Annotated in this window: 1 pseudogene; it reads right to left on the bottom strand. The window is 65.5% G+C overall.

The window, feature by feature from the left end:
* Nucleotides 1-235 (bottom strand): annotated as a pseudogene (locus tag ACQG3P_RS23890) (MFS transporter); the annotation flags it as partial.

Genomic DNA, 235 nt, shown 5'->3' on the forward strand with positions numbered 1-235 from the left:
CGCAGGCCGCGCCGTTGAACAGCAGGCCCAGGCCGAACTTGCGCGGAATGGACGGATTGGCACGGCCCAGCGTGATCCAGGTCCAGGCCACGATCGGGGCCAGGGTGATGAGCGCCACCGAGTTGACCGACTGGAACCACGCCGTCGGGAAGGTCCAGCCACCCAGGTGGCGGTTGACGAAGTTGTCGGCCAGGAAGGTGAAGGAGCTGCCGGCCTGTTCGAAGAACATCCAGAA

Source organism: Stenotrophomonas sp. SrG (assembly GCF_050031795.1).
GTDB classification, from domain to species: domain Bacteria; phylum Pseudomonadota; class Gammaproteobacteria; order Xanthomonadales; family Xanthomonadaceae; genus Stenotrophomonas; species Stenotrophomonas rhizophila_A.